The organism is Bremerella cremea, assembly GCF_003335505.1.
Taxonomy (GTDB): domain Bacteria; phylum Planctomycetota; class Planctomycetia; order Pirellulales; family Pirellulaceae; genus Bremerella; species Bremerella cremea_A.
Window position 1 is genome coordinate 1,096,644 of sequence record NZ_QPEX01000010.1, and the last position, 26,083, is coordinate 1,122,726.

The 26,083-nt window shown below is 53.3% G+C and carries 22 protein-coding genes and 1 tRNA gene; 7 read left to right on the forward strand and 16 right to left on the reverse strand.

The features are described from left to right. Nucleotides 1–15: 15 nt before the first annotated feature. The 3 genes from DTL42_RS05430 to DTL42_RS05440 all read right to left on the reverse strand — a co-directional run bounded on the left by DTL42_RS05430 (nucleotide 16) and on the right by DTL42_RS05440 (nucleotide 1,186). On the reverse strand, nucleotides 16–495 hold the full coding sequence (locus DTL42_RS05430) for a cupin domain-containing protein (protein WP_114367644.1): 480 nt from the start codon (nucleotides 493–495) through the stop codon (nucleotides 16–18). A 282-nt stretch (nucleotides 496–777) separates the two neighbouring features. Continuing rightward, a complete protein-coding gene (locus tag DTL42_RS05435; protein WP_114367645.1) occupies nucleotides 778–1,038 on the reverse strand; it encodes a hypothetical protein in 261 nt (86 codons plus the stop codon). A gap of 74 nt (nucleotides 1,039–1,112) precedes the next feature. Continuing rightward, a tRNA-Val gene (locus DTL42_RS05440) sits at nucleotides 1,113–1,186 on the reverse strand. A gap of 229 nt (nucleotides 1,187–1,415) precedes the next feature. Here DTL42_RS05440 and DTL42_RS05445 point away from each other — a divergent pair. Then, nucleotides 1,416–2,405: a hypothetical protein gene (locus tag DTL42_RS05445; RefSeq protein ID WP_158545243.1), complete on the forward strand. Its 990-nt coding sequence runs from the start codon at nucleotides 1,416–1,418 to the stop codon at nucleotides 2,403–2,405. Between the two features lie 40 nt (nucleotides 2,406–2,445). Next, nucleotides 2,446–3,384 carry an aldose 1-epimerase gene (locus DTL42_RS05450; protein WP_114367647.1) on the forward strand — a complete coding sequence of 313 codons (939 nt, stop codon included), beginning with the start codon at nucleotides 2,446–2,448 and terminating at the stop codon, nucleotides 3,382–3,384. A 90-nt stretch (nucleotides 3,385–3,474) separates the two neighbouring features. Here the strand turns inward: DTL42_RS05450 and DTL42_RS05455 are convergent, their stop codons facing one another. From DTL42_RS05455 to DTL42_RS05475, 5 genes are all read right to left on the reverse strand, one after another. Next, a complete protein-coding gene (locus tag DTL42_RS05455; protein WP_114367648.1) occupies nucleotides 3,475–3,903 on the reverse strand; it encodes a hypothetical protein in 429 nt (142 codons plus the stop codon). 299 nt (nucleotides 3,904–4,202) lie between these two features. Further along, entirely contained in the window at nucleotides 4,203–5,072 is an 870-nt protein-coding gene (locus tag DTL42_RS05460; protein ID WP_234824080.1) for an ABC transporter permease, read from the reverse strand. Next, a complete protein-coding gene (locus tag DTL42_RS05465) occupies nucleotides 5,069–6,064 on the reverse strand; it encodes an ABC transporter permease (RefSeq protein ID WP_234824106.1) in 996 nt (331 codons plus the stop codon). The genes DTL42_RS05460 and DTL42_RS05465 overlap by 4 nt, the downstream gene beginning before the upstream one ends. A gap of 11 nt (nucleotides 6,065–6,075) precedes the next feature. After that, on the reverse strand, nucleotides 6,076–7,617 hold the full coding sequence (locus DTL42_RS05470) for an ABC transporter substrate-binding protein (protein ID WP_234824081.1): 1,542 nt from the start codon (nucleotides 7,615–7,617) through the stop codon (nucleotides 6,076–6,078). Between the two features lie 144 nt (nucleotides 7,618–7,761). Continuing rightward, a complete protein-coding gene (locus DTL42_RS05475) occupies nucleotides 7,762–10,518 on the reverse strand; it encodes a serine/threonine-protein kinase (RefSeq protein ID WP_114367649.1) in 2,757 nt (918 codons plus the stop codon). Nucleotides 10,519–10,611: 93 nt separating this feature from the next. Here DTL42_RS05475 and DTL42_RS05480 point away from each other — a divergent pair, with 93 nt between their 5' ends. Next, the gene (locus DTL42_RS05480; RefSeq protein WP_147274172.1) at nucleotides 10,612–10,866 is read left to right on the forward strand and encodes a hypothetical protein; all 255 of its coding nucleotides are present in this window, start codon (nucleotides 10,612–10,614) and stop codon (nucleotides 10,864–10,866) included. Here DTL42_RS05480 and rsgA read toward each other — a convergent pair. Both rsgA and ftsH read right to left on the reverse strand, forming a co-directional pair. Then, nucleotides 10,859–12,013 (reverse strand): ribosome small subunit-dependent GTPase A, encoded by a 1,155-nt coding sequence (rsgA, locus tag DTL42_RS05485; RefSeq protein WP_114367651.1) that lies wholly within the window; start codon nucleotides 12,011–12,013, stop codon nucleotides 10,859–10,861. The genes DTL42_RS05480 and rsgA overlap by 8 nt on opposite strands. A 27-nt stretch (nucleotides 12,014–12,040) precedes the next feature. Further along, nucleotides 12,041–14,032: an ATP-dependent zinc metalloprotease FtsH gene (gene ftsH / locus DTL42_RS05490; RefSeq protein ID WP_114368017.1), complete on the reverse strand. Its 1,992-nt coding sequence runs from the start codon at nucleotides 14,030–14,032 to the stop codon at nucleotides 12,041–12,043. Nucleotides 14,033–14,256: 224 nt separating this feature from the next. On the opposite strand from ftsH, the gene DTL42_RS05495 reads away from it, so the two are divergent. Further along, nucleotides 14,257–14,736, forward strand: coding sequence for an NUDIX hydrolase (locus DTL42_RS05495; protein WP_147274173.1), 480 nt, complete (start codon nucleotides 14,257–14,259; stop codon nucleotides 14,734–14,736). Here DTL42_RS05495 and DTL42_RS05500 read toward each other — a convergent pair. Next, nucleotides 14,687–15,856, reverse strand: a complete 1,170-nt coding sequence (locus DTL42_RS05500) for a hypothetical protein (protein ID WP_114367653.1) — start codon at nucleotides 15,854–15,856, stop codon at nucleotides 14,687–14,689. The genes DTL42_RS05495 and DTL42_RS05500 overlap by 50 nt on opposite strands. A 231-nt stretch (nucleotides 15,857–16,087) precedes the next feature. Between DTL42_RS05500 and DTL42_RS05505 the strand changes: the two genes are divergently transcribed. Both DTL42_RS05505 and DTL42_RS05510 read left to right on the forward strand, forming a co-directional pair. Then, nucleotides 16,088–16,369, forward strand: coding sequence for an acylphosphatase (locus DTL42_RS05505; RefSeq protein WP_114367654.1), 282 nt, complete (start codon nucleotides 16,088–16,090; stop codon nucleotides 16,367–16,369). Between the two features lie 62 nt (nucleotides 16,370–16,431). Further along, on the forward strand, nucleotides 16,432–18,003 hold the full coding sequence (locus DTL42_RS05510; protein ID WP_114367655.1) for an ABC transporter permease: 1,572 nt from the start codon (nucleotides 16,432–16,434) through the stop codon (nucleotides 18,001–18,003). Between the two features lie 111 nt (nucleotides 18,004–18,114). Here DTL42_RS05510 and DTL42_RS05515 read toward each other — a convergent pair whose 3' ends face one another. The 4 genes from DTL42_RS05515 to DTL42_RS05530 form a co-directional block, all read right to left on the reverse strand. After that, nucleotides 18,115–19,209, reverse strand: coding sequence for a Gfo/Idh/MocA family oxidoreductase (locus tag DTL42_RS05515; RefSeq protein ID WP_114367656.1), 1,095 nt, complete (start codon nucleotides 19,207–19,209; stop codon nucleotides 18,115–18,117). A gap of 57 nt (nucleotides 19,210–19,266) precedes the next feature. Beyond that, the gene (lpxC, locus tag DTL42_RS05520; RefSeq protein ID WP_114367657.1) at nucleotides 19,267–20,172 is read right to left on the reverse strand and encodes a UDP-3-O-acyl-N-acetylglucosamine deacetylase; all 906 of its coding nucleotides are present in this window, start codon (nucleotides 20,170–20,172) and stop codon (nucleotides 19,267–19,269) included. Between the two features lie 116 nt (nucleotides 20,173–20,288). After that, nucleotides 20,289–20,906: an OmpH family outer membrane protein gene (locus DTL42_RS05525; RefSeq protein ID WP_158545244.1), complete on the reverse strand. Its 618-nt coding sequence runs from the start codon at nucleotides 20,904–20,906 to the stop codon at nucleotides 20,289–20,291. 340 nt (nucleotides 20,907–21,246) lie between these two features. Beyond that, the gene (locus tag DTL42_RS05530) at nucleotides 21,247–23,271 is read right to left on the reverse strand and encodes a M28 family peptidase (RefSeq protein ID WP_114367659.1); all 2,025 of its coding nucleotides are present in this window, start codon (nucleotides 23,269–23,271) and stop codon (nucleotides 21,247–21,249) included. Between the two features lie 198 nt (nucleotides 23,272–23,469). On the opposite strand from DTL42_RS05530, the gene DTL42_RS05535 reads away from it, so the two are divergent. After that, on the forward strand, nucleotides 23,470–25,140 hold the full coding sequence (locus DTL42_RS05535) for an ATP-binding protein (protein WP_114367660.1): 1,671 nt from the start codon (nucleotides 23,470–23,472) through the stop codon (nucleotides 25,138–25,140). A 7-nt stretch (nucleotides 25,141–25,147) separates the two neighbouring features. Here the strand turns inward: DTL42_RS05535 and DTL42_RS05540 are convergent, their stop codons facing one another. Further along, nucleotides 25,148–25,813 (reverse strand): MBL fold metallo-hydrolase, encoded by a 666-nt coding sequence (locus DTL42_RS05540; protein ID WP_114367661.1) that lies wholly within the window; start codon nucleotides 25,811–25,813, stop codon nucleotides 25,148–25,150. Nucleotides 25,814–26,083 lie beyond the last annotated feature (270 nt).

Sequence of the window (26,083 nt, forward strand, 5' to 3'; positions counted from 1 at the left end):
TTGCGAGCTGTCGGCTTAGCGATTCGCTTCTTGCAGGACAGCTTCTGGCGTTTCGTCGCCGTGCAAGACATGGGTGATTTTCTCTCCCTTTTCACCGGCATAAAACACGAGGAACTCAGCGTCCCCTTGGCCGACGTTTTCGCCCCAATGAGCTTTATCGACCACTTCGATCAAGGACTCGCCTGCTTTGAGTTTCTTCGTCTCCCCAGCGGGCATGTGAACGTCGACCTCTCCCTTCAGCAGAACGGCGGCGTTGATCACGCTATGGAAATGCAGCGGCGTTTTCTTCCCTTCCGGAATGATGATCTTCAGCACGGTAATTTCCGGCTGCCCGGTAGGGTAATGAGGCAGCGGCTTGTCGTCCCACGCATCACTTGATTTGGCGAGAACGGTAACCTTGAGATCCCCCTCGCCGACATCGTGCCCCCAAACCAAGCTAACTGTTCCGCACACAGCGAAGGAAATCCAAAACAAGCGACGGACAAGAAGGTTCATGAGCAAGACCCTAGGCAGAGCAAAACTGGCAAAATGGGCAACGCCTACACGCTTGTAGACGGAAAGAGAACAACCTTCAAACCTAGGTCAAGCAGCGCGCAGTGTAGCGGCTGCCGACTTCGCAGTGGTTGATCTAACGCACGTCGATCACCAAGCTGACCGCGATAAAGAGAACAATCGCTAGAATTGCGCAGCGAGGCCAGTCAACCAGTCAGGGCGCGGATTAAGAACCGGAAATGTTGCCATTAAGCCCGGCTCTAGAAAACCACGCCCTCGCCAGTCTTACTCTTTTTCACTCATGTGCTGGTAAAGCTCGGCCATCAATTCGCTGATTTTCAATGCTTTCTCGAACGCTGCCGCGTCTAGCAAGATCGAAGGATGGCTCGAGACATGCTGGCTCCAGTTCGATTCGGCCAGATAGATACGGTCGACCGCCTCGTGATTTCCGTAGCTCTCTGGCCCAAACCGCTCGACAAGCTCGTCCATCGATTCGACTGCGTTTTCTTCCAACGCTTCGTTCAACAGTTCTTCGCGTTCGTCCATGTCAGGCATTCCTTCAGAAAACAACCAGCGCATAGAAATACCCGTAACTTAAAAAAGTTACGGGTTAAGAAGAGTGGGCGATGAGGGACTCGAACCCCCGACATCTTGCTTGTAAGGCAAGCGCTCTAACCAACTGAGCTAATCGCCCGGGAATCGCACAATTTACCAATCGGCGCTTCCAATCGTCAACATGGGGGCTTTGAAATATGGTCGCTTCTTATGGGCAGAAAAGGATTTACGTCGCTGAATTCCTACCTGATTGGGGGTTGGGGAGGCGTGGTGGGGACAAGATCGACTGGCTTAATCTTGCCGGAAGGAACGATTTTCGAGCAGCTGGCTTGAGAAAACCGTTATCTTGGCGCACGATTTGATCATCGATGTTCGCGAAGAGCGACTATAACCAAAGGACCATCCACCTCTTATCTATCGCTTGGAGTCCCCTTTTGATCTGGCTGCGGATTCTTTTACTCTCGCTGCATTTGTTTCTGATGAATCTGGCAGCCGTTGGTCCCTTGTTGGCGATCTGGCTCGACATACGTTCGCTCCGCCGCGATCAGCCTGAGGTCGCCAGGATTGGCCGCTTGATCGGTTGGAGTTCTCTGGTTGCCTTTGGTCTGGGAATTTTGCTCGGGGTGGCCCAGGGGGGGCTCATTTGGCTAGAAGGAGACCAAGCCTACTTTACCGCGCTGTCGTATGTGTGGGATTCCAAAGTCCTTTACGGCTTGTTGGAAATCATTTTTTCGGCAGTTTGCCTGATAATCTACGTCGCTTGGTGGCAGTACGGCAAACGCACAGCTCGCTGGCAGCGGATTGTCTCTCGTCTGTTAGCGATCTTGGCGGCGACGAACCTGCTGTATCACTTTCCGACGCTTTTCACCATTGTGGGGATGATGGCCCGCGGCGAGGTAACGGTCGAACCGCCGGTTGACTCTCGCGAGTTCCGTTCGTTGCTTGCTCAAAGTGAAGTGATTTGGTTTACGCTCCATTTTTGGTTCGCCTCGTTCGCCGTCAGCGGGTTGCTAACCGGGATGTTTTGCTTGAAGCGATTACCGGCCGAGCAGCGGGAGTCGACTGCCGGAGCGGCCTTTACAATCGCGCTGGTCGCTACTGTTTTGCAAATTCCCGTCGGTTTTATGCTCACTACCTCCTTGAATTCAGGCCAACAATCGCGTTTGATGGGCGGTGATCCCCTTTGTACGGCCTTTTTTGCGATTGGCGTGGGAATGGCACTCTGGTTGATGAACTTATTGGCCAGCCTGGCATTCTTCGAGCGCGAAGCCAAAAAAGCCCATCAGGCCGCGATGGTCCTGGGGGGAACCATTCTACTGATGACTGCCGCCATGCTGTTAAGCCGTGGCGGGGTTTAATTGGTGTTCTCCTGATCCCTCAATCTGGAAGATTCACAACATGGCTTTGGAAGTCATCGAAATTCGCGACGAAGAATCTGGCTCGTCCGCCAAGATAGCCCCAACGTTCGGTTTCAATTGCTTCGAGTTCCTCGCGAAGATCGAAGACCAAGCAATTGACGTGCTGTGGTCGGCCCCAGACTTTGCCGACGGGACAGCCCGCCCTTCCAGCAGCGGCATCCCTTTGCTTTTTCCGTTTCCTGGACGAATCAAAGGAACACGTCTCAGTTGGGAAGACCGCCAGTTTGAAATCCCGGAAGGGGATGGACGCGGCAATGCCATCCACGGTTTTGTTATGAACCGTGCTTGGCGAGTGACCGAGCAAACCGAGTCGAAGGTCACTGCCGAATTCCAAGCCGCGCAAGACGATGCCACCCTGCTTGAGCAATGGCCTACCGATTTCAAAGTCACCGCGACTTACGAAATCTCCAACGCCACCCTGACCGGCAGCTATTGCATCGAGAACCCCTCGGCTAAGCCGCTGCCGTTTGGCTTTGGGACGCATCCTTATTTCCGGGTGCCGATCGGGGGTGCCTCAGCCGATGCGTGTGAAATTGTGGTGCCGTATACGTTTGAGTGGGAATTCAAGGATCAATTGGCCAGCGGCAACCAATTCAACCGCGACACCGATCCTTTCCAACCCATGCTCTTCAAAGAAACCCAGTTCGATAACGGCTTTGGCGGGCTCGAATGCGAAGATGGTCTCTGCACGACTTCCATCCACGATCCGGCATCAGGCCGCACGATTGAGCAGCAATTTGACGATCAGTTTGACTCGGTCGTGCTGTACAACCCAGGCCATCGCGAGGCGTTTTGCATCGAACCCTACACTTGCATCCCCGATGCCTTTCAACTGCGGCGTCAGGGCTACGATGGTGGCTTACGGGTGTTAGCCAGCGGCGACACGTTTGAAACGTCCATTCGCATTCGTGTGAAGTAAAGCCCGACCAAAACTGAAAACGCTCAATTAAAAAAGCCCCGCCAAATGGCGGGGCTTTTTGATTTATCATTCAACACGATCGAAGTCGACCTAGTCTTCGTCTTCTTTCGAGTCGGTACCTTCGGCAGCCGGCAGCTTGCCTTCGGCGATCTTTTCGCCAAACGTTTGGCCCGACTCCGACTTTTCTTTGGCCACTTTGTCGAATGCTTCAAACAGTTCTTTTTGAACTGCTTCTGGCTCGTCCTTACGTCGCTTAGCGCCGTAATCTGACTTATCTAGCAGCTCAGCGAGGGCTTGTCCGTATTCGTTGCGGACCTTCTTGCTCTTCTCGCCGTGGCAAAGCGTGCATTTGGCTTCCTTGACGGCGGCGGCCAACGATTTTTCTGCATCGGTTTTTGGTTCGATCAGATTGTATCGTTCAGCAAACGCTTCGCCAAAAGCCTTGACGGCGAAGGCAGATTGGACAGAAATCGACGAGGCAGCAACAACCGCCACTAGGCACAGCACAATTCTCTTCATGAAAGTCTTCTCCAAGCAAAATACTCCCGCAGTAGATTCCGATGGTGTCTATGCCGTCGCAGGTGGGATAATCGACAGCGGGAAGATCGTGATTCAGTAGCCCCTAAGCTACCTTAATAGTTAAACTTGCTTATATTAGCATGTCAAGCAATCCCATGGAGGATTGGACGAAACTAGCACCTCCATTCTCGATATCATCAAATTACGGCTCATATTCCGGCTTTTTTAGTACGCTTCCGAGGGGCAGGAGTTCACGCCAGACTCTCTTTTCTCCGGTTCCCTCTTACCACCGAAGCCTACTAACTGCTTTGCGAACGCCGGTTTAAGACCTCTCGCAGGCCGTCTCCAAAAAGGTTGAAACCGAGGATTGTCAACGAAATTGCGATGCCAGGAGCTAGTGCTGGCCAAATCGTGACGTGCAAATACTCTTTCGCCTCGACAAGCATTGCCCCCCATTCTGCGTGGGAAGGATCACCTGCAATTCCCAGAAAGGAAAGCCCAGCCACTTCGAGGATAGCATGCCCCAGCCCCAACGTTGCTAAAACCCAAATTGTCCCGGTAACTGCTGGCAAAAACACAAATAGAACCATGTAAAACGGCGTTGCCCCTGCGGCAATCGCTGCCTCTGCGTAGGCGGCATGCTTCAGCGAAAGCATCTCGGCGCGAACCTGCCGCGCGAAAACAGGCACATTAATCAACGCCACCGCGATAATCACCGCCGGCCAGCCGGGGTGCAGGGCCGCAATCACTAAAAAGGCGATCAACAAGCTGGGGAAGGAAAGCCAAATATCGATCAGTCGCATGACCAACATATCGATACGCCCTCCGTTGTAACCGGCCAACATGCCCAGGCCCACGCCAATTACCACCGCACACGTAATCGAAGTGATACTGGCAAGCAACGACAAACGGGAACCATGCAGCACACGCGTCAGCACATCTTTTTCGTTGGAATCGGTTCCCAACCAATGGGCATAACTAGGAGGTTGATTCTGTCCGTCCCGCGCGTCGGGACTATAAGGCGAAATGACATCGGCGAATAGGGCCGAAAAGACGAACAGAAAAATCAGCACGCCCCCAATCCAAATGCCAGGGACACGAAATAGACGAGTGCAAAAAGAAGGAGCTGCCGGAGGAGCGCCCACTTCCGTGATGGATGCGGTACTCAACTTCGATTCCCCTCGCGCAAACGTGGATCGAGAACTAGGAATAACACGTCAAGCACCAAGTTCAACGTCACAAAGATCGCTGAAATAACCAGCGCACACGCTTGGACCACGGCATAATCGTAATCGCGAATCGCATCGACCACGTATCGCCCAAGGCCTGGCCAGTTGAAAACGGTTTCGGTAAGGATCGCCCCGGTCAGTAACATACCAAGCTGAAAGCCGACAATATTCATCACCGAGAGCGAGGCGTTTGGAAACGCATGCCGCAACACCATCCGGAACAAGCTGGCCCCTTTCGCGCGGGCGGTGCGTAGATAATCGGAGTCTAAGACTTCGAGCATACTGTTCCGAGTAATCCGCGAAATGACCGCCAATGGAATTGTTGCCAGGGCCGTCGCGGGCAGAATTAAATGACGGATACACTTGGCCGTGATCGACCACTGTCCGGTAAACAATGACTCCAAAAAATAGAAGTCGGTCGACATGCTGTGCTGTGTTCCAGGAGGCAAGCGAAAACCGCTTGGCATGTTTGGGAACAGCACGATCAAGCAGATCGCGAGAAAAAAGACCGGCACGCTCACACCAATCAGTGCCAGCCCCATCGAGATCCAATCTGGCCAGCGATTTCGCCATAAGGCCGCAACAATTCCGATACTAATTCCCAACGGAACGGCGATCATCATGGCCGCGACAGCCAGTTCAATGGTGGCTGGAACCGCGTGACTCAGCCGCGTACTGATCTTCTCGCCATGCCGTGCAAACGATTCGCCTAAATTCCCCTGGGCTAATTGGCCAACAAAACGAATCGCCTGTTTCCAGATAGGATCGTTCCATCCCCGTTCGGCCATCTCTAGCTCAATTTTCTCTGGCACTGCGTGCTGACCAAACTGAGCGATCACCGGGTTGGCTGGCAAGACACGCACAGCAACAAATACGGCCAAAACAGCGATCAACATGGTTACGACGGCTTGCAGCAGCCGCGAAAGAATCATGCTCCACACGGCTATGGTGCTCCTTCGATCCGAGCGGTCTTCAGCCGCACTCGCGAAGAAGGATGCAACTTGTACCCCTTTACGCTATCGCGTTGGGCAATTCGCACCGGCACATGCACCAGCGGCAGCACCGGGGCATCTTCATAAATCAAAAGCTGAGCCTGCTCGTACAATTCGATTCGTTTTTCCTGATCGAGTTCCAGTTCCGCTTTGGCCAGTAGCTTGTCGACCTCTGGGTTTTGGTATTGGCTCAGGTTGTTGCCGCCGATTTCGTTGATGTTGTCCGAATGTAGTAACGTGTGCAGAAAATTGTGAGGGTCGGCAATGTCGGCGCTCCAGCCGCTTAGTCCTAGTTGGTGTTCTCCCCTGGTCATGCGGGGAAAATGCTGTCCGATATCGTTGGTGATAATCTCGATCTTGAAACCAACTTTCTCGAGCGAGTCTTTGATAAAGATCGCCGTTTGTCGAGGCTGTTGCATGTAAGGACGTGGTTGGTCCATGACGAAAAGCTGCAATTTGACCGGCAACTCAAAGCCGTTTTCCTTGGCAGCTTCTTTAAGCAATTTCTTCGCTAACTCGGGATCGTAAGTAATATCAGGCACCCCAGCCCCATGCCCCCAAAGCGTCGGTGGGACCATTGTTTTAGCTTTCTCGGCCTTGCCCGAATAGGCAACGTCAATCAAACGATCTCGATCGATTGCATGAGTAATCGCTTGCCGCACTTTCACTTGATCTAAGGGGGGCTTCTTCGTCTGCATAGTCAAGTAGCCGACATTAATCCCCGAAGTCGATTGAACCACGATTCCCGGGGTATCTTGCAGACTATCCATTTCTGCAGGGGGCAAGTTGTCGGCAATGTGGATCTCGCTGCGGGCGAGTTGGGTCACGCGAATCGAACTTTCTTTGGTCGGCAGAAAGACAACCCTTGCCACCCCAGCAGGCTCGCCCCAGTAATCGCCGAAGCGTTCGAGCAAAATCTCTTGTTCCGGTTTCCAATGGACAAACTTGAACGGGCCTGTGCCGACCGGATGCCGGGTAAAATCTTCACCATATTTCTTGACGGCCGTGGGGCTCACAATCCCCGAAGCAAACAAAGCCATGTTGGCCAGAAAGGTCGCCTGAGGTTCTTTCAATTTGAAACGCACGGTCAAGTCATCGATTGCTTCAATACTTTCAATTTGCTTGTAGTTCGAGTAGTACGGGATGATGTTGCTATGAACATCCGGGTGATCAGGATCGATGATCCGCTGGAACGAGTACACCACCGCGTCAGCGTTCAGGGGCGTACCGTCATGAAATTTCACATCGGGCCGTAGCTTGAACGTCCACTCGCGGCCGTCATCGCTCACTTCCCACTCGGTTGCTAAGCACGGAACAAGATCGAGTGTATCCTCATCGTATTCGACCAAGGTATCGTAGATGTTGACCATCACCTTGACCGCTTCACCAATATCGGTGTGGATCGGATCCAGCGCGTTAGCATCCCCGCCACGGCTGTAGATCAATGTGTCGGTAGGCAGCGAGGCGCCTCCACTACAACCCAGCAAAGGCATAACTGCACTGAGAAGAAGGCAAATGCGAAAAGCGTTCGGAAATTCCATGCGGCAAATCACGCTGTCAGCGGCGTAGGCGAGGAAAGTTAAGATTCTAACGTTCGTTCGTGCGACGCGGCAACCTGCATAATCAGCGATGTTCGATCAATTTGTGGTCGCTGACTTTGCTTGACCGACCCCAGGGAGGGGCAACGGCCAGAAAGGGAGTTCCTCGAAATTGGTCCCCGCGTTTCTCCGGCTAGGACGCAAAGCAATATTCCTAGCCAAGTCATTCAACAAGACATAGTCTTGTGGCGTTCGCGACGAATAGAGCTTCAGCGGCGATATTGGGGTTGCCCATATCGAGTTACTCGGCTCGGAAAAGTTGTCGTCCCACAACAATTTCCATTCCCCGTAGTCAATTGTCTGCGATTCCCCCATTTGAGCCGTCGACGTCAATTGCATCATCGTGCGAGTCGGCATGCTCATCTCGTAAACATTGTATTTCAGATTACCATCGCCAAAATCAAGCGAATTCAATATCTTTTCGGTCGTCTGGGTGCTGCTACGCTGACTCAGCAAAGGACTCGCTTGCCCCCAAGCGACAATCGAATCCTTCATCGTCATTCGTAGCGGAATGCAACTCGCCCCGTCACGCCGAATAATGCTTCCACCGGTGTCGATCGTGCAGCCGTCGAAGGTCAGCTTGACCATCCCGCTCATCGCGTTATCGATGGTGGTGGATGTCGAATTGAGTAGGTTGCCTGAAAGGGCCAACAAACAATTGTCGCAGAAGATATTCAGCGGCTGCTGACCGTTCGAACGAATCATGCTCGCTTCGCCGCGGATCAGGGAATCTTGGATAGAAATCGTGCTGTATCGCGAGGTTGCCAATGTGGAAGAAACGCCTGGCTCGATTGCCATAGAACGGATCGAGACCACCGCGATCCCGCGTCGCATTTCCTCTCGAAACATCTTTTCATCATTACGTTCGATCGTAACCTGACAGCCAGCCAAGACCACTTGCTTGGCATTCTCCATCTCGAACAAAGTCCAGGAACGGGTCGAAGCTGGCGGCACCGACATTTTGATGCTGATATTTTGTAGCGTGACGCTGCCGCGGGTGATCAGCATCATCCAGTTTAAAAGTTCTGGCTCGTAGTCTTGCGGCGTGAAAACGATCGTCGGCGAGTAGCCTACTCCGGCTCGGATGGTCAGTGAGGTATCTTCGACAAGCAGCGGTCGCGCTGGCCGTTCGCCGTTGTAACGAAGTTCGATGGTGTCGAGCAAAGGATCGGCTTGAACCATCGTAATCGCTTCGTATAAGCTCTCGACGTTGGTCGGCACGACCACCACATTCGCTGCCACAGCTGCCTGCGGTGGCCTGGTTTCTTCTGGCTTGGCCTCAGGAGAAGGTATCGTTGCCGTCTTCGTTTTTTCTGGCGACACTACTTCCGGAGAGCGAGCCGGCAGGGAAGCCTTCGAACTTCCGGCGGCGCTGTTAACCGAGGTACTATCGACGACAGAAGCCGTTTTTTCTGGCTTCGGCTTGACGTCTTCCAATTCAACTGGGATCACATTTCCAGGCCCACTTTCCCTATTCGGCTTGGATGATCTGCCCTTCCCTTGTTCTTGCTCTTCACCGTCAATCGACTGTAAATCAGCAACGTTGACGTAGGAAGGAGGCCAAATAAAACTATCGTCTTGGGCAGACCAAATCGCGTCAGAGACCAAACAGATCGCCAGCAAAATGACAACCGGCATCGCCCAAGGCAAATGACGTTCTAGCAAGGTGTTCCGCTGTTCGCTGGTCGGCAGATACACAGCAGAGGTAACATGCGGAGCGGCCAACCCCAGGTCGTCGATCACCACCAACGCGGCTGCGATTAGCTCGCCCGGCATTTGATAACGATCATTAGGATTCTTGGCCATCAACCGGCTGAGAATATGAACCACTTCTTCCGGCAACTCTGGCCGGAACTCGCGTGGATCTGGCGGCTCTTCGCCACTATGACTCAACAGCTTTTGCAATACCGTTCCCTCAGGAAACGGCGGACGACCAGTTAACATGAAAAAGAGTGTACAGCCCAGCGAATACAAGTCGCTCCGCACGTCGGCACTACGGGGATCACGTGCTTGCTCTGGCGAGATGTAGTCGAACGTTCCCAGCGTCATGCCAGACGCAGTCAGGTCGCTATCTTGCGAGTTCACTTGATGCAAGCGAGCCAGCCCCATATCAACAAGCTTAGCGTGATGCTTGGCGTCGATTAAGATATTCGACGGCTTGATGTCGCGATGAACCACATCGCGCATGATCGCATGGTCTAGGGCTTCGGCAATCTGCACCAGGTAACTAATCGCCAGCTCAAGCTCTAACGGACCGTTACGTTCGACTTCGTCACGGATATTGGTGCCGTCGATGTATTCAAAAACAATGTAGTTCCACCCCTTGTCCTCGCCGACCGCATAAACGCGGGCAATGTTGGGGTGATCTAATCTCGCAGCGCTTTGGGCCTCGTTCTTAAACCGCCGGACCGTTTCTTCTTTGGCGTTGTGCTCGCCTGATAGAACTTTGATCGCAACGCGGCGGTTGAGTTGTGTATCGTGCCCTCGAAAAACGGCCCCCATCCCGCCAGCCCCGACGAAAGCATCGAGCTGAAAGTGTCCTAGCGTTTGGCCGACGAGTTCTCGCCCCAGAGTTAGCTCTACTGCGGAATAGGGCCGTCCATGCGAATCGTGGGCACTTCCCTTGCGGGAAGAAATAACGGTGGGAGGCTCTTCGAGAAAGTTTCGATCTGATGGTTGAGGAAGGTGTGTTTCTGATTCACTGCCCAGACGTTCCGGCAGACGGTCCGCAGTCGGCGCGACACGGTCGTCGCGGACAGGCGGCAGGCTGTCGGAGTCTTTGAATGAATCAGCCATCAATACGAATTGCGAAAAGGTTCGGTCTTTACGCCTCCTCGGAAAAGGACTGAGGCGTCGGCGACCAGGGTGATGAGAAATCGCGAGTAATCTATGGTAATGGATCTCTACGCAGGCAATCTAAAGGAATCCGGCGTTCTCTTAACCGATTCCGGGGCTTCCCTCGGTACCCCTTGTTCGATTGGCCATGCGTTCCTTAACAATTGTAACCAAGCCGCCCGCAATCATCAGCACAAGTTTGCCAGAACCCCTAATTCCAACGACACCCCGGCTGAAAACGGCTTGTATTATCGCCCCAACCCTCCTAATTGTTTACTGGCAGAAACCACCGTACAAGCGGTCACTTAGGTAGCGAGTCCGCATCGCCAGCGTGAATTTGGCAATAACTCTCATAACGTCGAGTATCGAGCAGCCCGTCTGCCACCGCGTTTTTGACGGCACAATCGGTCTCGTGCGTGTGTGTACAATTGGGGAAACGACAGTGATTGATGAAGGGACGGATATCGCGGAAAAGCCCGGCAATCTCTTCCGGAATGATGTCCCATAATTGAAACTGGCGAATCCCAGGGGTATCGATCACATGCCCTTCGGTGGCCAAAGGAATTAACGTAGCGGTTGTGGTGGTGTGCTTCCCTTTATCATTGTCGCGGCTAACAGCACTCACCCGTAGATTCAGGCCAGGCTCAATGGCATTCAAAAGAGAAGACTTCCCCACACCGCTTTGACCAGACAAAACAGTATCTTTTCCCTGCAAAGCTTCGCGGAGCCGGTCGATGCCGATTCCCTCTTTGACCGAAATCAAGTGGACCTCGTAACCAAGGCCGCCATAGACGCCAACAATGGCCTGCAGTTGAGCCGGATCGAGCAAATCGATCTTGTTAATACACAAAATTGGGCGGATGCGGGCATATTCTGCCGTGATCAGGTATCGATCGATCAGATTCGGCTTCAATCCTGGTTCGCCAGCACTGCTCACGATGATCAACTGATCGACGTTCGCCACAATAATATGCTGCCGCCCTTTGCTGGTGCGGCTGAGGACACCGTAGCGTGGATCAACGCTTTCGATAATTCCTTCGTTCTCGCCACTAGGGCGAAACCAAACATGATCCCCCGCTGCAACCACATGCCGCACATCGGACGACATTGTCTTTAGAAGCCGCCGTGTTGCGCACTGGTAAATTTTCTTATCGCGGGCCTCGACCTCGCTTACCAGACCTTGCACTTGCAGCACTCGGCCGGGAAAGCAAGTGTCTTTGTCGACATGAATCGAATGATTCTCTGAGTCGTCTTGCAGCGCATCCTCATGGCTGATGATGGTCCGCTTGCGGGTCAACTCTCCCTTGCCGGAAATCCGTTCCCTCGCGACCGCTTTATCCGCATCAAATTCATCGCGATTAAACCGCTTGGTGATATCCCCTTGCCGCACTTTTTGCGTGCGGTTTTTGCGGAATTCGACTCGGCGTTTTTGTTGTCCTTTACCTTTTTTCGCCATGCGATCGTTTCGTCAACCGAATGCTGACTAGTTCGCCTCTTCCGTCTTAAAGTTAGGCGGAGGGGAGGTTTGTCCGTTGGAGGCAATCTCCATTTCGGAGTTCAGTTTGCTTGCTTTCGAGCGATGCACCGAAGGGCCAATCAACTGCTCGACTTCGTGGTCAGAAAGCTCTTCATGCTCGCACAGGGAATTGGTCAACTTGACCAACTTATCCCGATTGGTGGTCAACACTTCGATTGCCTTGTCGTTTGCTTCATGCAAAATCCGGGCGACTTCGTCGTCGATAATCTGCATGGTGTGCTCGCTGAAGTGTCGGTTCTCGTGAATCTCGCGACCGAGGAAGGGATCTTCGTCGGTGATCTTATAATTCACCGGCCCCAGGCGCTCGCTCATACCCCACTGGGTCACCATTCGGCGAGCCATTTTCGTGGCCCGCTCTAGGTCGTTCTCAGCACCGGCACTTAGCTCGTTGTAAGCAATTTTCTCTGCGGCCCTTCCCCCCAGGATGAATGCCAACTGATCGTACAGTTCGCTTTCGCTGATGTTCATCCGGTCTTCTTCAGGCAACGTTTGCGTTACTCCTAAAGCACGACCACGAGGAATCACCGTAACCTTGTGCAGGCGATCGACCCCAGGCAGCAACCACGAAAGCAACGCGTGGCCAGCTTCGTGGTAGGCAGTCTTTTCTTTTTCGCGAGCGACCAACGCTTCTTCACGGCGAGCCCCCATCAAGATCTTATCGCGGGCATACTCGAAGTCTTCCATCGTCACCGCGTCCCGGTCTTGCCGGGTGGCCCACAAGGCTGCTTCGTTGATCAGGTTACGAATATCCGCCCCGGTCAGCCCCACGGCCCCTGCAGCAAGACGTTCGATTTTCACGTCGTCGGCCAGGGGAACATCGCGGACGTGGACCTTGAAGATCTCGACACGCCCCTTAAACGTTGGGCGATCGACGGTAATGTGGCGATCGAAACGGCCTGGTCGCAGCAAAGCGGGATCAAGGACGTCGGGACGGTTGGTTGCGGCAACCACAATTACCGTTTCGCCTTGGACGAAACCATCCATTTCGCTGAGGATTTGGTTGAGCGTTTGCTCTCGTTCGTCGTGACCACCACCGAGCCCTGCCCCGCGCTGGCGTCCGACGGCATCGATTTCGTCGATGAAGATAATCGCTGGGCTGTTATCTTTTGCGGTCTTAAATAAGTCGCGAACACGACTGGCACCAACACCGACGAACATCTGTATGAACTCGGAACCGTTGATGGCATAAAACGGCACACCAGCTTCCCCGGCAATCGCACGGGCCAGCAATGTCTTGCCTGTGCCAGGAGGGCCCACCAGCAAAACCCCCTTGGGGATTTGTCCGCCAAGGCGTTCGAATTTTTCTGGCGTCCGGAGGAAATCTACGATCTCCATCAGATCGCTCTTCACTCCTTCCAGGCCAGCGACATCGTTAAACGTGATCGCTTTGCGGCTGGCTTCGTACCGTTTTGCGGGACTCTTGGAAAAGCCAGAGAGGAAACCACCTCCCATGATCTGGTCGCGGCTACGGCGAACACTGTTCCAGATGACAAACAAAATCACCAAGGGAAGCAGCATGAACACGATCCACATGATCGACTGCATGGCCTGGGACGTGTTGTCCATATCCCATTCCAGGTCAGGCTGCTTTTCTTTTTGCTTTTGCAGCATCTCGGTCAGTTGGGCAAACTCAGGCGAGTCTTGCGAAGCAATCCGTACGCGGAACGCTTTAGGAAGCTTGATTGGCGTTCCTTTGCTATCGCGTTCGTCGACTTCTTTCCCTTCTTTGTTTGTTTCCGTGCGGTTTATCGGGACCTTCAGTTCCCCCCGGGCCTCACGATCGTCGAGCGTGACCTTGCTGACGTTGCCATCTTGCAGCTGAGTATAAAACTCAGAGGTCTTTAGCTCGGTATAGGGTGGATCGGCGGTCGAGATCAGCATGAACAACACGGCCACCACGAAGATACCGAGGGCAATTACGGTAAAATTGGACCGCATGCCGCTTCCATTGGGGGGACGTTCGTTTGGTTGCTCTTCGTTACGCGGATTTTCCGCCATGCAATCATCCTCAGCAGTCGGACAAGTTCACGGTTCTTTAACGATTTATACGCCGCTACATTGTAGCAGTTAATAGGGTGCCTTGGCGTCGGCAGGGCGAATAATCGTTCGCCACGCATGATACCGGCAGTAATTATTGTCAGTAAACAACTTAAGAAAAAATAGTGTTACTACCAACCATGGCCAGTTCCCCACAGCCTACCATTGGCAAACGAGCCGTTGTCGGAGTCATTCTGCGACAAGATCAGTTTTTAACGATACGTCGTAGTCAAACGGTCGCCGCCCCAGGGAAAATTTGTTTTCCTGGCGGAGGGATCCAAACTGGCGAATCGGAAGAAATCGCCTTGGCCCGAGAAATCCAGGAGGAACTCGGCGTTTCGGCGACCGTGAGCAGCCGGCTATACCAGAATGTAACTGGCTGGGGCACCTCGGTCGCGTGGTGGCTAACCCACCTTGAAGAAGATGCCCAGATCCAAATCAATGAAGAAGAAGTCGCCCAGTGGTTCTGGATGTCCCCTAGCACTTTATTGCGGCATCCCGATTTACTCTCCAGCAATCGAGACTTCTTGGAATCTTGGGGAAAATCGAAGTTTACTATTCCGGGAATAGCGGTGGCTGATACTTGGGATGATATTGCCGATTAAACAACTGTGGGTCGAACTCGTCCCGTACTTTCGGCATTTCCGGTAACTCCACCCCCTTTTGGGGTCGCGAGCGAAATGGACGTGGAATGGCCGATGCCCCATCGTTGGCATTGGCCTCAAAAAAGGAATTCGCTGCGGGAGGCGTGGTTGCCGAGATTCCCTGTAACGCGGCTGGCATTTCTTTGCTTGCCGCAGGCTCGATAGGAGCATTGAACGAGACTGGCATTACGCCAGAATCGGCGACCTTTCGCGAAGGCTGGACACTGCGAGAAACGCCCACCACCCAGGCCTGAATGGCCGAGATCTGCTCAGGCGAAAGATTGGGGCGTCCCCCCTCGCCATGTCTTTCGACACTTTTGGTCAGCAGTTTACTTTGGTTTGGATTGGCATAATCAACGTAGTCGATTGCCGCTTTCATGTTCTTCATCGTCAATCGTCGTGGCATCGCCCGGATGTTCTCAAACTCGACGATCTGGAATCCGTTGTCAGCTTTGACACTATGGCAAGCGCTGGCGCTACAGCTATTGAGCATGATAGGCTGAACGGTACTTGCGTAATATTGCACCACTCTGGGCGAGAGGGCCAGATCGTGCTCCTCTTCGCCGACTAGTGGCATGTCGGTGTCCCTATGCTCGGGCAAAGGGAGCGGCTGTGTGAACTGGACTGGCTTGACTCCGGCAGGATGATTCCGCTCTTCCAGCTTCGCCTGGTATCGACGATCTAGGCGAATGACATCCGGGTCGTTAGGGCCCGATCGCATGGCAATTACATGGTGATAGGTCGCTTCATCCCACATATCGAGGCTCAAGCACCAATTGGCCAGCTCGACATGATCTCGCAAAGTGGTTGTGCCGATGGTCGCTTTTTGCCGTAAGTAGGCTTCTTCCATGGTCTTACTAGCAAACGAGACCCGCTCAGCCGGCATCCGGATGACCGAGTTTTCGTTGATCGCCAGGACGTAAAACTCTCCCTCGTGGGTAATCTTTCCCTTCATCGCGTTCCCGTTCTTTAAAACGAGAACCCCCTCGTAGGGTGCCGCGAGAGGCACTTGTCCCCACGCTGGCTTACCAACAAAGAGCAAAACGGTCACGACAAAAAGTAGCTGGATAATGCGTTTCATAGTGGCCGAACGCTACCAAGGTGGGGCGTATGGCGTCAATCTCAGAAACTTTTTCTCGCCCGAAGTGCTATCAGTCGACAGATTTAGCACAACTTGCATAAAGAAAGCTCCATCTTCCGATCCATCCAACATCTTGCTACGTATAGAGTTTCAACATCTAGCTGACGCTTGGCTGGTGAACTATGATGAGTGCTTGCTTTTGCCCTCGCATTTCCCCCCTGGGATGGTGACATGACGGATGAGTCCACCCAATTGCACGTCGTTTTCAGCGGCCAGGTGCAAGGTGTCGGGTTTCGACAAACGACGGTCCAGATTGCCAGATCCTATCCTGTGACGGGGTGGGTGAAGAACTTACCCAGCGGCAATGTCGAGTTGATTGCAGAAGGAACAAAGACAGCGTGTAGTGATTTTTTAGCCGCAATTCGAGAACGGATGTTTGAGTACGTCAACGATATCGATTGCAGCTGGCAGACCGCTTCGAACGAGTTCGAGCATTTCGAGATCCATTACTAATCTTCCCCCCCGACGAAGGCAGTTCCCCTGTCTCCGTTACCGGCAAATCTTTTTATTGCTCTATGATCCCGAACACCTTCTCCCTTCTTGGCTTCTTTTTCTACATCGATGAAATCAACCGCCAGCACTTGGCGACAGCCGTGTGGCTGTTTGCAGTGGGGGTGGTTTTAGGCCTTTTGGTCGTGGGCCTGATTTGGGCGATCATGCTAGCCGCATCCCGCACTATGGGCGGGCGCTGTACGGCAGCTCTGCAAGGGCCGGTTTTGATGCCGATTTCGATTGTGCTTGGCATCTGGACCATCATGGCCTTGGCTCTCTGGCCGATGGTGCCCGATTCGATGCAGATCCTTAACTCGCTCAAACAAATACCTTCTACCGGGACAAACGAGTACGAATTGGTCGTTCCTATTGCTGCGGGCGAAGTCGACCAAACCGGCCAAGTGCCTGCTTTTCCGCTTGATATTGTCGTCGCGACCGACCAGATGCGACACATGGAGGTCACCAGCTCTGGCAAGATTGACCTGATTGCCCGGATCGAAGGAACGGACGAAGACGTCGTCAGCTTCGACATCGCAGGTGGTGAACCCTTCGAGTGGCGACGCGGTGACCGTGGCACCCTCTTGCGAAAAATCCCTAGCGGGGAAACCGTCGAGTTCCTGGCCCGCAACATCACCAATTCCGATATTCAAGTCACCGTGGCATTGACCACCGAACCTGAACATATCGAAGCCGAATCGATCTTCCTGGTCGCTGGCCTGGTGATTGGCCTCTACAGCCTCTACTTCCTGATGGCGTGTGCCCTGCCAAAGATGTCGGCCATTGCCGAAGCGACGGTACGAAGCGAGCTGTACCAGATTTTGTTTTTACTTTGTGCGGTCACGGGCTGCTTGTTCATGATCGCCTCGATTTACATTCCTTACCAAACCTTTGGTGAAGACATCAAAGTCCTCAAGCACACCTGTTTGCAGGCCATGATGGTACTCGGGATTGTGGTCGCCATTTGGGCCGCCTCGCGCAGTATCGCGGAAGAAATCGAAGGACGTACGGCCCTTACGCTTTTGTCGAAGCCGGTTAGCCGTCGTCAATTTGTGCTTGGTAAGTTTGCCGGAATCGCCTGGCTGGTAAGCGTGCTGTTCGTCATCATCAGCTCTGTTTTTGTTGTGGCTGTGGCCCAGAAGCCGATCTTTGACAAACGTGAAGGTGCGGTTATCGAGTATGAAGGTGAAAAAGGGATCACCTGGCAGGTTTTGCATCACGAAGCGATGAGCGTTGCTCCTGGTTTGCTGTTGGTTTACATGGAAACCTTGGTCTTGGCGGGCGTTTCTGTCGCAATTTCGACCCGCTTGCCGATGGTAGCCAACTTCATGCTCACGTTCGGAATTTGGGCATTAGGGCACTTAACGCCCTCGATTATGCAGGCCTCCGTCGAGGGCTTCGAACCGGTCCAGTTTGTGGCGAGTTTTGTCGCGACGATCTTACCGGTGTTGAAAAACTTCGAGATCTACGGAGCGATTTCTGCCGGTCGTGAGATCCCTTTGGTCTACTTAGGGGTGACGGCACTTTACACGGTGCTGTACGGAGCCCTCACGATGTTCCTGGCACTGATCCTGTTCGAGGATCGCGACTTAACCTAATCCGGGTAAGTTGCTTTATTTAGCAATCCTGCGAACCATCGCGCATGAAAAAAGGCTACCGACGAAACGTTGGTAGCCTTTTTTATTGTCTGAATCGCCAGCCAAGATTTGCTAAGCGGCTTTCTTCGGTCGAGCCGAACGCTTCGGTTCAGGCTTCTTGATTTCGGGTCGCATGGTCGGACCAACCAAGTTGAACTTGCCACCATCCCAGCAGTGGGCATGCACAGCGTCACTCACCTTTAAAGCAACCGCCAATGCCTCGCGGGCAGCTTGCCCGGTCACCGTAGGAGTTAGCCCACGCTGGATGCAATCTGCAAACTCGCACAGTTCGGCTTCAATGGCGTTACCTGGGGCAACTTCTGTTTCCTGACATGGCAACACCGTCGAAAACAAGTGATCCCGTACGTGCGACTTTCCTTCTGCCGAAAGTCCATGCACCTCGGAAACCCCAGCCTTAACGATCTCGTCAGCAACGATCGACTTGACCATCCGCGTAGTAAAGTCAACTCCCACGAAACCGGCGTCGCTAAAGACTTCCATGTGCCGCGAGGGACTGAAGCTGGCTCGGGAAGCAGTCAAGTTCGCGACACATCCGTTGGCGAACGTCAAACGCGTTTCAACAATATCTTCATGCGGCCCGAAAACCGTTAGCCCGGTCGCTTTCACATCCACCACCGGGCTGCGAACCATACTCAGCACCAGGTCGATATCGTGAATCATCAAGTCGAGCGTTACACCCACGTCGATCGAGCGAAATGTGTAGCCACTCGTACGAGCAGCTTGAATGAATCGCGGGGCGACAATCTTCTTCGTCGCTTCGCGGAACGCAGGATTAAAGCGTTCGACATGGCCAACCTGAAGCACACAGCGATGGTGCTCAGCCAAATCGATCAACTCGTCCGCGTCCTCGGTCGTCAGCGTGATCGGCTTCTCGATTAGAACATGCTTGCCCTGCCCTAACAGAGGGGCAGCGACATCTTTGTGATAAAGGGTTGGGGTGGCAATGATCGCCGCATCGATCTTGGAAGCGATCTGACCGACGTCGTCGTACCCCTTGATTTTATGCTCTTTACAGAACGCATCACGGGCCTGCTTCGCGGGATCAACGACCCCCACAAGCTTGAAGGCCGAAATTGCCTTGGCCAGGCGGGCATGAATCTTTCCTAGATGGCCCGTCCCGATGACCGCGAGTCGTACCTGACGCATTGCCTACTTCCTCTGAAATGGGTCGCACGGCGCAACGAAGCGTATGGATTGGGAGAATCAAGCGGTCCGCCGTGACAAATAGGCTACCTGATTCTCTTTAAGAAGCTGTTTAACCAACTCAGCGTTCAAACGATGACCGCTGCGGTTGGCGATCACGGTACCTTGTATATCACATCCGGCCAACGCCAGATCTCCTACTAAATCGAGCACCTTATGCCGCACGCATTCGTCCTCGAATCGCAGCTCGTTGTCGATCGGACCTTCCGGCCCGAAGACCAGAAGCTCGCTATAGTCGACATGCGTTCCTAAGCCTTGCGAACGCAACCACTCGGCCTCTTGCAGCAACAAGAAAGTACGAGCAGGGGCCAATTCGGCGGTGAAGTATTCTGGATTCAACTTAGCTTCCAGAGTCTCGCGTCCGATCATCCCCTCGGTACCGAAGTCGAGGCGATACTTAAACTTCAATCGTTTCGATCCATTAGGACGTGCTTCAACCCAGCACTCGTCATCTCCGACGCGAACGACTTCGGAAATAGTCAGCACTGGCCGCGTGATCGATTGCGGCTCGATTCCGGCAGCAAGAATTTGTTCGACGTAATCCTTGGCCGACCCGTCCAAGCCGGGCATTTCTGCCGAGTTGACATGGACATAGCAATTATCGACCTGCAATCCAGCCAAAGCGGCAAGTATATGCTCGACCATCTCGACAGTTGCCCCTTGATGCACGAGATTCGTACGTCGCGGAACTTCAATGCGATAGTCAACCAAAGCCGGGATCTGAGGAGCTCCGTCCATATCTTCGCGAACGAAGATTACCCCGGTATCTTCTGGCGCTGGCAAGAAGCGAACGGTCACTTCTTTCCCGCTCCAATAACCGCGACCTGAAACCGTTGCGGTAGATTTGAGAGTTTGTTGAAGTCGTGCGATCGGTTCGCCGGTCTGGGCGATGGATGCTGAATTCATAGAGGGAGTATCTAAGCCAATATTGATCGTAGTGATTCTCTCGAACGGCAAAAGGCGAGACCAACCGAACGGCCTCGCCTTTGCTTCATAGCTGAAATGACGCTTGCGAGTTCCGATTAACGGCCCACAGGCACATGGCTGGCAGGGCCCATTGCGTTTTGCGGCACGCCGTTGTTCAGGATTCGCAGGATATCGTAGGTGATATCGATCTGGTTCTGATAGATAACCGGACGATTGACGCCTTCCAAAACCGATTGACGGTTGGTCGGGTCAATGTCGTTGCTGTTGTAACGCAAGACCAGCGTGATGTTGTGACGCTGAGCAAAGGTCGCAACGGTCTGGGTTACCTGATTGTAGGTGTTGTAGTAAACGCGGGCTTCTTTTTCCATGAAGTCCTTCTTCTGCATGCCCACTTTCACTTGCAGGCCAGCTTGAAGCTGGGCCAGCTTTTCTTCCAGGGCCTTGAATTCAGGAGTCCCGGCTTTATAGCCTTGCAACTCATCAACCATGGTCTTCATGCTATCGCGTTCTTTGGTCAAAGCCGCTTCAGCCGCGTCCACAGAAGCCTTCAAGTCGTCCATTTGCTTTTTGAACAACGCATGGTTCTTGAAGATGACCGGAATGTCGATCACGGCGATGTTTCCACTACCTGCGTTCTGGGCCCAGGCAGGCGTGGCTTGACAGAAAGCGGCCAACGCGACCGCGACACAGAAACAAGAGAAAAATCGCTTCACTTTCAGCACTCCTTGCTGGACAAATATGGGTCTTCCTGACCTTCACGCGAACAGCCCATGGCGGGTGGCTGCCACGGAACAAATACCGAATACGATTTTCACCGAGTGTTCGGGAAAGTCGCGACATTCTGCCGGGTTGTCGTATTCTCGTAAAGTGCAATTTGCATAAATTTTTATGATGGCACTTTTTATTCGACAGATCCCCACGATGGCGTACTACGCCCTATCGGCAAATAGTGTTCTCTCGCCCCGTGCAAAAACACCCTTTCAGGCGATTCATGCTTTATTTCACGATAGGAGCGCCTATCGACACTTACCCAAACTACCCGGTAAAGCTGTCTTAACGAGGTGGTGCCAGCGTGACGGTTAGTTTTACTTCTTTGCCGTCGCGCAGAACCGTGACTTCTACTTTGTCGCCTCCCTTGAACTTTCGCAATGCTGCGTCAAAGTCTTCGAGACCACCTATGCGATTTCCTCCCAAATCAATCAGGATGTCGCCCCCCTGCATCCCTGCATCCGCTGCTGGGCTGCCTGGACTAACACCTTGAATACCGTAACCCTTGCCAATCTGGGTGAAGTCGGGAATGCTGCCAAAATAGGGACGGGCCCCACTCCGCATCTCTGGCTGCTTCTCTTGCACCTGGACGTACAACGGGCGATTCTCGGCTTGATCGACAGCCAATAAGAAGTCGACCGCATAGTCAATGATGCGGGCCATACCTTCGTAGTTGATTTTGTCTGCGTCATCGCTGGGGCGGTGATAATCGTTGTGAGTTCCGGTAAACAACGCCAGCACCGGCAACTGTTTGGCATAAAACGAGGCATGATCGCTGGGGCCAAAACCGCCTGGATCCATCGTAAGGGAAAAGTCGTACTTTTCGTTGATCTTGGCCAGCAACGGTTCAAACATCTCGGCGGTGCCGCTCCCCATGCAGATCAACTTTTTTTCATTCAAACGTCCCACCATGTCCATGTTGAACATCATGATTGTTTTATCTAACGGAATGACGGGCTCTTTCACGTAGTGGGCACTCCCTAGCAAGCCCTCCTCTTCTCCGGTAAAGGCAATCACCAGCACGCGGTGACGCAACTGATCTTTCAGGTCGACCAACCGCTGAGTCACCGCCAACAAAGCCGTTGTACCAGAAGCATTGTCGTCGGCTCCGTTGTGAATTTCGTGCGTGAGCGGGGCTAAGCTGCCAGAACCACCCATACCAAGATGATCGTAATGGGCACCGATGATAATCACGTCGTCCGAAACCGCATTGGGGGCTTCAAGCAAACCAATCACATTTCGCACGGTTGCTTTGGTTCGGACGATATCGGTTTGTCCAACGGCCTTCCAACCTTTCAACTCTCCCCCAATCGGCTTGAGCGTCTTATCAATTTCGGTTTCGATTTCTGCGAGCGTTTTGCCAAATTGCTTTTCAATCAACGGCTCGAAATCGCTTCGCTTGGCGAAAATAACCGGAAAGTTAGGGCGGCTCGATTCGCTGCCAGCCCCAGTCATCGGAATCAGCTTGTCAGTCTCGGCTTCCAGTTGCTCCCCGTATTCCGCAATCTTATTGCTTAACGAGGCGACCTCTTTGGCATATTTGATGATTTCTTCGTTGGTGTGAATTTCTTTTTTGGCATATTCGGCATTCCGATTCATCAAGTCGCTGACGGCCGTATCAAACGCAGCTTGAACCTGCTCGCGTTCTTCCGCTAAACCGTAAGAATCGTTGATGAGAATGACCCCAGCCGCCCCTTCCTGATAGGCATTCGAGATCTTGCGGCTAAACAACGCATGCTGAGACGCACCGGTGCCGTCGAACACGCTGTGGGGGTTGTTCTGCTGCGGCTCTTTCCGCACGATTACCACGATCTTCCCTTCGACGTCGAGCCCTTCATACTCGTCGTAGCCCAGCTTTTCAGCCGAGATCCCGTAGCCAACAAAAACCAGCGGAGCATCAAAATTGCTGCTGCCACCGACAGCCAGCGGTGTGAAATCGGTACCAAGCGTCAACTTCTTCACCGTTTTGCCCGAAACGAGCTGCAAGGTGTTCTTTTCCGCTGGGCCCATTTCCGAAGCGATAATCACTTCAAAGGGCTGAAACGGGGTGCCATTTACCAGATCGGTCTTCAACCCCATCTCTTGATATTGCTTCGCGAGAAACTCAGACGCTTTTTGCAGCCCTTCCGTCCCCAGGCCACGTCCTTCAAGTTCGTCCGATGCAAGATATCCCAACGTCTGCTGAAGCTCGCTCAGCGTAGCTTCGGTGGCAGTTCCCTCTTCCGCCAAGACCGGCGGAAGGCACATCCCCCCCCCAACAATCGCTAGAATTAACGAGACGTTTCGCAGAAACCGATTGAAGGGAAGCATGGGCAACAGTTCCAGCTGCGGGGGGAAATTTTTAAGTTAGGGAGAATTAGGCAACCTTCGATTCTTTTCTGTCCGACCTCGTACGTCAACCAGCAGACCTCCTCATTGCCAGAGGGCTGCCAAACGTCATAAAATCATAGCCAATTAGATTTTTCTGCTTTTGCCCGCCACAATCGCCATTCCCCGAGATCTATCACCTTGGCTTCACTATTTGTCATTCAAGGCGACGACCAAGGACGCCGATTCGAACTTGCCCGCGATACGACCTCGATTGGACGAGACCGTGGCAACGAGATTGTCTTGCACGACACCGAAATCTCACGTCGTCATGCCGAGATTCGCCGAACCGAGCAAGGCTTCATGCTCTTCGACCTGCAAAGCTCAAACGGTTGCTTCGTCAACCAAACTCGCCAAACGGATTGCGAACTACACCATGGCGATCGTTTGCAGCTAGGGCACACGCTGATGATCTTCACTCATACGGCCAGTGCCCCGGCGACACGCCCCATTAGCGTTAGCCTCCAGGAAAGCCACCGGGAAGGTTCGCGGATCATCCACTCGATCCGGCACGAAGAAGGTAGCCAGATTTTCTTCCCCACGGAACTACGCGAGCCCGGGGAATCGCAAAACCTGCAAGATAACTTGCAATTGATTTACGATACCGCGCTGGCCGTAAGTCGGACGTTGGACATCGATCAACTGCTGGACTATTTGCTAGGACTTATCTTCGATTGGGTTGATGCCGACCGCGCTTGCATCGTACTGATCGACACACACACCAAACGTCCTGAGGCCAAAGCGCAGCGGGTGCGTGTAAGTCGCCCTGGCGTCGATGAATCGATCACCATCAGCCGTACGATTCTCGATTATGTCCTGACCAACTCGGAAGGCGTGCTCACTTCCGATGCCCAGGACGACCAACGTTGGTCGCCAGAAGGGAGCATTATCAATGCCGGCGTGAATGAAGCCATTTGCGTTCCGATGCAAGGTCGCTACGGCGTGGTTGGGGCGATCTACATCGACACCTACATTCCGCCTGACATGACATCGTCGGCAACTCGATCTCGCTTTACCGAAGACCATCTTAAGCTGATGATCGCCATCGCCCACCAGGCCGCCCTGGCAGTCGAAGACACCCACTACTATTCCGCCGTGGTACGCAGCGAACGCCTGGCTGCGATGGGGCAAGCAGTGGCTGCCATTTCGCATCACGTAAAGAACATTCTGCAAGGCATCCAAGGCGGAAGTTACATCATTGAAGAAGGCATCAAGTCCGAGCGAATCGATGTCGTCAAACATGGCTGGGGCATCGTTTCCCGCAACCAAGATCGCATCGCCCACCTGGTGATGGACATGCTTTCGTTCAGCAAAGAACGAGAGCCCGATCGCTCGAATGCTTCGCTAAACGACGTGGTCGAAGATGTCGTCAATTTAATGCGTGCTCGTGCTAAAGAAAACGGTGTCACCCTCGAGTTCCGCCCTGATATCGATCTGCCGATGGGGCTCTTCGACGAAGAAGGGATCCATCGTGCGGCTTTGAACGTTTTAACTAACGCCATCGATGCGGTTCAAGAAGCAGAAAGCCCCCGGGTGATTGTTTCCACGGAATTCCGCCTGGCCGACCAAATGCTGATCGCGACCGTCGAAGACAACGGCACCGGAATTTCGCCCGAAAATATCGAACGCATCTTTTCGGCGTTCGAGTCCACCAAAGGCAACCGTGGGACCGGCCTCGGATTGCCCGTTTCGCAGAAGGTGCTGCAAGAGCACGGCGGAGACGTTATCGTCGAGAGCGAACTAGGCCGAGGGACCAAGTTCACCCTTTACTTACCTTGGATTGGTATCCCGACGCAAGATACGCAGTATTAGGCGACCGTTAACCGCGATAGCCTGCGGCGCGACCGACGAACGGGTTCGATTCGATTTCTTCCCCTACCGTGGTCGCTGGGCCGTGCCCCGGTAAGACAACGCTGTCCGTCGGCAAAGTGAAAAGCTTTTCTTCGATCGACCGTTTCAAATCAGCGAAACTACCATCGGGGAAATCGGAGCGACCAACGCTTCCTTTGAACAACACATCTCCCCCCAGCACAATCGTCCGGTCGCCGTCGCGAACAATGAACACGACGTGCCCTTTGCTATGCCCAGGCGTCTCACGGACCTCGAAGTCGATCTCCGCTGCATGATAGACATCGGCCTCTTTGACCGTGATATCCTCCTGGGGGCTGACAAAAGGCAACCCAAATGGGGCACTTAAATTTTTATCGGGGTCGGTCAGCTTCTCGGCATCTCCCCAGCCAATCACCAGTGGAGCGGAAGGGGCGAGCTCTTTTATGGTCGCGTTTCCCGCAATATGGTCGCTATGGCCATGCGTGTTTAGGATGGCAGCCACCTCAAGTTTCTTCTCTTGCAGGACTTCCACAATTTTTTCTGGCTCTAATCCTGGATCGACAACCACGCAAGACGTAAGCCCTTCTTTGTAAAGGACATACGTGTTCTCATCGAAAGGCATACTGACAATACGTAGAAAGTTGATCTCGGCCATTCCGGAAAGATCGCACTCCACTTGATGGACAAAATTGGATACAGTGATTGCGCATGATAAACGATTTACCGAGATCTTGGTAATCTGTAAAACTTTGCGGCTTGATAGGAAGGTATTCATCTTGTCGCCTCGTGGAATGCGATAAGACGCTATGGGCATCCTTTCGCTGTGGTGGCGAACAAGTCGCTAGCACGCGCCGTCTTACTCAAAGAAGACGAATCCGGCGCAGCTTACTTTTCGATTTCGATCTCGCAGGGATGGCGAGACCTT